The organism is Brucella sp. HL-2 (assembly GCF_025846885.2).
Lineage (GTDB): Bacteria > Pseudomonadota > Alphaproteobacteria > Rhizobiales > Rhizobiaceae > Brucella > Brucella quorumnocens.
This window is the reverse complement of the sequence record NZ_JAOYTK010000005.1, coordinates 200,820-207,660: the sequence shown is the minus strand read 5'-3', so window position 1 is coordinate 207,660 and position 6,841 is coordinate 200,820. Positions and strand designations below refer to the sequence as shown.

Here is a 6,841-nt window from a genome sequence, read left to right as displayed (position 1 = left end):
GGTTCATCGGAAAAATTCCAGGAAGTGATCCTGCCTGTTGCTGACAAGCTTGGTGCTGCGGTTGGTGCCAGCCGTGCGGCAGTTGATGCGGGCTATGCACCAAACGACTGGCAGGTTGGCCAGACCGGCAAGGTGGTTGCACCTGATCTTTACATCGCAGTTGGTATCTCGGGCGCGATCCAGCATCTTGCAGGCATGAAAGACAGCCGCGTGATTGTTGCGATCAACAAGGACGAGGAAGCTCCGATCTTCCAGGTTGCCGATTACGGCCTCGTAGGGGATCTCTTCACCGTGTTGCCGGAAATGGAAAAGGCTTCATTCTAGATATGCAACAGGTCGCCAGACGTTTAGTCTGGCGACCTGTTTAGCTCAAGCTGTCTCAAAATTGTTCAGAAACGTCGATACTGTCTTCATGCAAAGATCGCGTTCTTCCACATGTGGCATGTGGCTCGATTCCTCAAAAAGCACCCATTCACTACCCGGGACATTGTCGACGTAAGGTTTCACCACCATAGGGGTAGCCTCGTCATAACGACCGGAGATGACAAGCGTTGGTGCTTGAATTCGGTTGAGACGGTCTTCAATCGTCCAGTCCTTCATCGTGCCAATCACATGGAATTCGGTCGGGCCATTCATGTTGCGATAGACGGTATTGTCTTCATCCATGATGGCGAAGGTTCGCGCGACTTCCTTTGGCCATGGGCTTACGCGGCAGACATGACGATCGTAAAATACCCGCGACGCGGCGATATATTCAGGATCGGTCAGACTGCCTTCTTCTTCGTGTTTCAACAAAATTTGTTGTACTTCGGAAGGGAGTTCAAGCCGTAAGCGGTTGGCCTCCGCGACCCAAGTTCGCATGTTGGCAGGTGAGTTGGCGATCACCAGTGCTTTGAGGCCAGCCGGTTTTCGCACGGCATGTTCAGCGCCCAATATTCCACCCCACGATTGTCCCAGATAGGCATAGCGATCCTGAATGCCGAGATGTTTCAGAAGGTTGCCCAGTTCTTCCAGAAACAAATTCACGGTCCAGAAATCGGGGCCCTTATCAGGAAGACGTGTGGAGTTGCCGTTGCCGAGCTGGTCGTAATGAATGACCGCACGACCATCGAGTGCTGCGATGTCCTTAAAGGCATCCACATAATCATGCGTGCAGCCGGGGCCGCCATGAGCGACGACGAGCGGGAGTTTTTCTGAATCGAGTGAGCCGGTAATGCGGTACCAAGTCTGATAATCGCGGAAAGTGGCGAAGCCTTCCGTCTGATTGATTGAAGCCAATTGGTCCTCCATTTGTGCGTTTTTGGAGAACCATAGCGCCGCTTTTTTGGCGGCGGCAGCTATCATAACTTATAGGTCTAGAGCGACGTGCGCCCTCTTGGGCGCACAAATGTCGCTCTAACACTTTATATTTACAGCATAATTTTACCTTAAACTGATTCAAGTTTAAGGAATTATGCTGTAGTGGATTGAACCTGACATATGATCGACGTCTGTGTCTTAGGGATGCAAATATCGGAAACAGACCGCCAGGCCGCAATCAGGCATCAAGCAGTCGCGCACGTGTCGCTCGAACAACGGCCTGAGTTCGGTTCTTTGCCCCCAGTTTTTTGGCGGCAGCGTTGAGATGCATCACAACTGTCGGAACGGATCTGTCGATGATACGGGAGATTTCTTTCGCTGAGAGGCCTTCAGCTGCATAGCGCAGACACTCGCGTTCGCGAACTGTGAGGTGCACCTTGCCAATGCCGCGAGTATGTTCGTCAAAAAGCTCATATGCGCTTTGATGGAAAATCTGTGCCATCAGATTGAAATCGGCCACATAGCGCAAAGCGCGCTGTCTGAAATCGGATCGTGGGCCAGAAAATACACCGGTGACGGTCGCATAATCGCCATGTGGCATATGAATGGGAACGGTGACGCCTGCAGATATATCGCGCTCATGAAGATAGTTTGCGACGGGTGCCGTGTCTTCCGTCATGAATTCCTGCAGCAGCGATTCAGCCCGCTCATCATAATTCCAGAAAAATGGTACAGATGCCCTACACGCGAGGCGCTGAACCGGATCAATGCGGAAATAGCCTTTTTCGGCCCAAAATTCGAGCATATCATCGCTGATATTGCGCAGTTTCATCAGCGACGGTCCCATCATGTCGCCATTCATGTCGAAAGCGGATGGAGTGTAATCGTAGATGAGGGCTTCGAAGCCAAGCGGTTTCATAGCCTGAAATATCTCATCAATGCGCCCATCGAGCGTTTGGTGAGCAGTAAAGTTCTGTCTGAAGGTCTCAATCTCGTCTCGCATCACGGTCTCCGAAACCTACCTCCCAATTGCATCCTATCACTTCTTATAGCTGGTGTAGTTTAGTTATTCGGTCCAAAATCAAAAGAAAAATGATGCCGACAATTCGACGCGGGAAACGGGTCGATGCGGTGATCGGGGAACAGATGTGGCGTGAGATGAAACCGGACAACCGGTATGAAGTGTCTGTCGGCACTCATAAGGTGGTGGCGTATAGTTTTGGAACCGGAGACGAGGTGGTGTTCTGCCTCAACGGCGGACCCGGTTTGCCGTGCGACTATTTAAGAGATGCGCATTCGTGTCTGGTCGACGACGGCTACCGCGTGGTGGCTTTCGATCAGCTTGGCACGGGTGCGTCTGATCGGCCAATTGATCCTGCATTGTGGACAATCGCGCGCTATGTCGAGGAAACTGAAACCGTTCGTCAGGCGCTTGGTCTTGGTAAGGTGCATCTTGTTGGTCATTCCTGGGGCGGTTGGCTTGGAATTGATTATGCACTGACTTATCCGCAAAATCTGAAGACGCTTATTCTCGAAGATACAGTCGCGGACATGCCGCATCTGGTAAGTGAACTGGAGCGGTTACGCAGTGCGCTGGGGTCAGAAACTGTTGCGATGATGCAGAAGCATGAAGCGCAGGGAACGCTCGATCACCCGGAATATGCGGCGGCGATCACGATCCTCAATTATCGCCACGTATGCCGCCTGTCGGATTGGCCAGCACCTGTAAGGCGTTCGCTCGATGATTGGAACATGGGGCCATACGGCACGATGCAAGGTCCGAATGAGTTTCTCTATACGGGTAATTTGAAAGACTGGAACCGTCTGCCTGATCTCGGCAAGATCGAGGTTCCGGTGCTGATCACGGTTGGTGAGCATGATGAGCTGACGCCTGCCTGCGCGCTGCGCATGAAGCTTGCCTTGAAAAATGCCGAACTGCATGTGGTGCCAAATGCCAGCCATATGCCGTTTTACGAGAACCCGACTTATTACTACCCGGCCCTTACCAGCTTTCTCAATCGACATCGTTCCTCTCGATAGATCAGAATATTAGGGAGAAACTCCGCAGCTCATGCATCGCTTCCAGTTTGTACTCCGTCGCCCCTTTCAGTTGCTGCCGGTTCTGTTCGGCATCAGTGTAATCACATTTGTACTGGTCCGGCTTATTCCGGGTGATCCGGCACGTGTGCTTCTAGGCACGCGCGCGACGCCCGCAGCCATTGCCAATATTCGTGCGCAGTATGGCCTCGATGAACCCATGTGGCTTCAATATCTCTATTTCCTGCGCAACATCGCGAATGGCGAAATGGGCAAGTCGATCCTCTATAAAATTGACGTCCTGAAGCTGATTGCGACACGCATCGAACCCACTTTGATGCTGGTTATTTGTAGTGTCATTCTTTCGATCCTGATCGCGGTTCCTTTAGCGGCGATCGCTGCACGGCGTAACGGTAAACTCAGCGATCATGTGATACGCACGGTGTCGACATTCGGGATCGGCTTTCCGCCTTTTTGGCTCGCTCTGATGCTGATTATCCTCTTTAGCGTGAAGCTCGATCTGCTGCCGGTATCAGGCTATGGCAACACGTTTAAAGAGAAGCTGGCGCATCTGGTTTTGCCGAGTCTGACGATAGCCCTTTCACTTTCAACTGTACTTGCGCGCAGCCTGCGCGCTGCGATGATCCAGTCACTCAATTCGGATGTTGCGACAGCTGCCAGAGCTCGCGGAATGCCTGAAAGCATTGTTTTCTGGCGACACGTTTTACCCAACTCTCTTGTACCGACTGTCAATTTGCTTGCCGTCAACATCGGCTGGCTGATCGGCAGCACAGTGGTCGTCGAGAGCGTGTTTGCGCTTCCGGGCATGGGGCAGTTGCTTGTGCGCGCGATCTTCTCCCGCGATTATATGGTTGTGCAGGGGGTAGCCATGGTCTTTGCGTGCGCAACGGTTATGGTCAATTTCATGGCCGACATTGCCACTGTCGCCCTTGATCCAAGGGTGAAGCTATGAATGCGCGTCTTATCCCCATCACCTTGATCAACTGGCGTCGCTTTCTGAGCCAGCGGACCACGCTTGCCATCGGAATCGGTGTTCTTGCTTTCTTTGTACTGCTGGCTTTTGGCGCACCGTTGATCGCGCCTTTTGATCCAGTTGTTCAAAATGCCGACGTTCGTCTGCAGCCACCGTCATGGTTGCATCCGTTCGGGACCGATAATTTCGGACGGGATATTCTCTCACGCGTTATCTGGGGTGCACGTATCGATCTTCAGATCGCAGTCTTCGGCGTTATATTCCCCTTTGCCATTGGAACGGTCGTGGGTACGGTTGCCGGTTTTTTTGGTGGCATCGTTGATACGATCTTCATGCGTCTGATCGATATCATTCTGGCATTCCCATTTCTGGTTCTGATGCTGTCGATCATTGCCATTCTAGGGCCGGGCCTGACGAGTTTCTATATAGCCATGGCACTGGTTGGATGGGTTTCATACGCCCGCCTTGTTCGGGCACAGATACTGGTTTTGAAATCCACAGACTATGCCGTTGCTGCGGAAAGCCTTGGGTTCAGCCGTTTTCGCATCATGTTTCGCCATCTTCTGCCGAATGCGATTGCCGGTTCGCTGGTTTTCGTAATGTCGGATGCGGTTCTTGTGCTGCTGAATGGTGCAGCAATCAGCTATCTCGGGCTCGGCGTACAGCCGCCGGTTGCCGAATGGGGCGTCATGGTTGCCGAAGGCCAGCCGTTTGTAACGACTGCCTGGTGGATCACGTTGTTTCCGGGGCTCTCTATCGTGTTTCTGGCTTTTGGTTTTAGCATGCTCGGCGATGGACTGGGTGAAGCGCTGGGAGTGCATGAATGACAAAGTCAGTTCTTTCGATCCGCAATCTTCAGGTTGATGCTTACTTGCCGGATGAAACCAGGCGCTTGATCGATGACGTTTCTCTCACGCTCAACCAGGGTGAAATTCTTGGCTTGGTCGGTGAAAGCGGATCGGGGAAAAGTTTACTTTGCCGCTCGATAGTCAGGCTTTTGCCATCATCGATTTTAAAGATCACCGCAGGTTCGGTCATGCTCGGCGGCACGGATTTGGCACAGGCGAGCGAAGCTGAATTGCTTGCGGTGCGTGGTGGCAAGATTGGTATGATTTTCCAGAATCCGACCAGCCATCTTGATCCCGTAATGAGTGTTGGCGACCAGATCGCAGAAGGCATACGCTTTCATAAGGGGCTGGATAAGATTAAAGCCCGCACAGCAGCAATCGAAATCATGGCGCAGGTCGGGTTTACAGACCCGACGCGCCAATATGGCAGTTATCCGCATGAGTTTTCAGGCGGGATGCGTCAACGTGCGATGATTGCGGTGGCTCTTTCCTGCGACCCTGAAATTCTCATCGCTGATGAGCCGACAACTGCGCTCGATGTCACCATTCAAGCGCAGATACTCCAGCTTTTGATGGACATTCGTGATCAACGCGGGCTCTCTATTATTCTCATCACTCATGATCTTGGAGTGGTCGCGCAGACTTGTGATCGTATTGCGGTGATGCGCAATGGGAGGGTGCTGGAACAGGGACTGAAAAGCGAAGTTCTCGGCAATCCCCGCGATCCCTACACACGCAATCTCATAGCCAGCCATCCGTCGTTACCTGAAACAGCGTCATTGCGTCTCGTTCCTCAGTTGGGGGAGCCGCCGCTGTTGCAGGTCAATGATCTGCACGTTCGTTATCCCGTCGCTGGGGGATTCCTCAAGGCCCGGACAACGAGCGCGTTAAAGGGCGTGAATCTTGAAGTTCGGGCTGGCGAGACGATCGGAATCGTTGGGGAATCTGGCAGCGGGAAAAGCACACTTGCCCGTGCGATTTTAGGCCTGACACCAATCGTCGAAGGCAGTATTACATTCGACGGATTGACGCTCAGCCCTGATCGTAAGGAAGCTCTAGCGGCGCTGCGTCGTGATGCGGCCATGGTATTTCAGGACCCGTTCAATTCGCTCAATCCTCGCATGACGGTTGGTGAAACCTTGGCCGAAGTGCTGCGGGTACAAGGCAAGGTCGACGCCAAGAATATACCTCAGCGCATTGCCGAGCTGCTGGATCTCGTTGGGCTAGATCAAAGCTTTGCCGCGCGCAAGCCACGCAGCCTGAGCGGCGGACAATGCCAGCGCGCTGGTATAGCGCGCGCTTTGGCAGTGGAGCCAAAAATGATCATCGCCGACGAGTGTATCGCAGCACTCGACGTCACCATTCAGGCACAGATCGTTGATTTGTTTCGCGAGCTCAAAAGTAAGATGCAGCTGACCTTGCTTTTCATCGCCCATGATCTTGCTGTGGTGCGTAATCTCTGTGAGCGCGTGGTTGTTATGTATCATGGCGAGATCGTTGAAGAGGGGTTAAGAGCCGAGGTTTTTGCGCATCCGAAAGAGGCTTATACGGCGGCACTCATCAGCGCGATACCCGATATTGATCCCACGAAATCGCTGTTTGAAGAAAGAATTCTTGCTGAAGCATCCTGAACAAGCATCGAAAACGATGTGCGACTAACCAA

General features: G+C 52.7%; 7 protein-coding genes. 5 read left to right on the top strand and 2 right to left on the bottom strand.

All coding sequences use genetic code 11. The features are described 5' to 3' along the window. Window positions 1-324 (top strand): FAD-binding protein (locus OIV19_RS10000; RefSeq protein ID WP_264231531.1); only part of this gene is annotated, 324 nt, incomplete at its 5' end. Window positions 325-369: 45 nt separating this feature from the next. On the opposite strand, the gene OIV19_RS09995 is transcribed toward OIV19_RS10000, so the two are convergent. Together OIV19_RS09995 and OIV19_RS09990 are read right to left on the bottom strand one after the other, a co-directional pair. Then, entirely contained in the window at window positions 370-1,278 is a 909-nt protein-coding gene (locus OIV19_RS09995) for a proline iminopeptidase-family hydrolase (protein ID WP_498831039.1), read from the bottom strand. Window positions 1,279-1,537: 259 nt separating this feature from the next. Continuing rightward, a complete protein-coding gene (locus tag OIV19_RS09990; RefSeq protein ID WP_095444817.1) occupies window positions 1,538-2,302 on the bottom strand; it encodes a helix-turn-helix transcriptional regulator in 765 nt (254 codons plus the stop codon). A 143-nt stretch (window positions 2,303-2,445) separates the two neighbouring features. Here OIV19_RS09990 and OIV19_RS09985 point away from each other — a divergent pair, with 143 nt between their 5' ends. Genes OIV19_RS09985 through OIV19_RS09970 form a run of 4 tightly spaced genes read left to right on the top strand, consistent with a single transcriptional unit; the run spans window position 2,446 to window position 6,809 of the window. Continuing rightward, window positions 2,446-3,339: a proline iminopeptidase-family hydrolase gene (locus OIV19_RS09985; RefSeq protein WP_264231538.1), complete on the top strand. Its 894-nt coding sequence runs from the start codon at window positions 2,446-2,448 to the stop codon at window positions 3,337-3,339. A 31-nt stretch (window positions 3,340-3,370) separates the two neighbouring features. Continuing rightward, window positions 3,371-4,309, top strand: coding sequence for an ABC transporter permease (locus OIV19_RS09980; protein WP_264231529.1), 939 nt, complete (start codon window positions 3,371-3,373; stop codon window positions 4,307-4,309). Further along, window positions 4,306-5,157 (top strand): ABC transporter permease, encoded by an 852-nt coding sequence (locus tag OIV19_RS09975; RefSeq protein ID WP_264231528.1) that lies wholly within the window; start codon window positions 4,306-4,308, stop codon window positions 5,155-5,157. The genes OIV19_RS09980 and OIV19_RS09975 overlap by 4 nt, the downstream gene beginning before the upstream one ends. Next, window positions 5,154-6,809, top strand: a complete 1,656-nt coding sequence (locus tag OIV19_RS09970) for an ABC transporter ATP-binding protein (RefSeq protein WP_264231527.1) — start codon at window positions 5,154-5,156, stop codon at window positions 6,807-6,809. Before OIV19_RS09975 ends, OIV19_RS09970 begins: the two co-directional genes overlap by 4 nt. Window positions 6,810-6,841 lie beyond the last annotated feature (32 nt).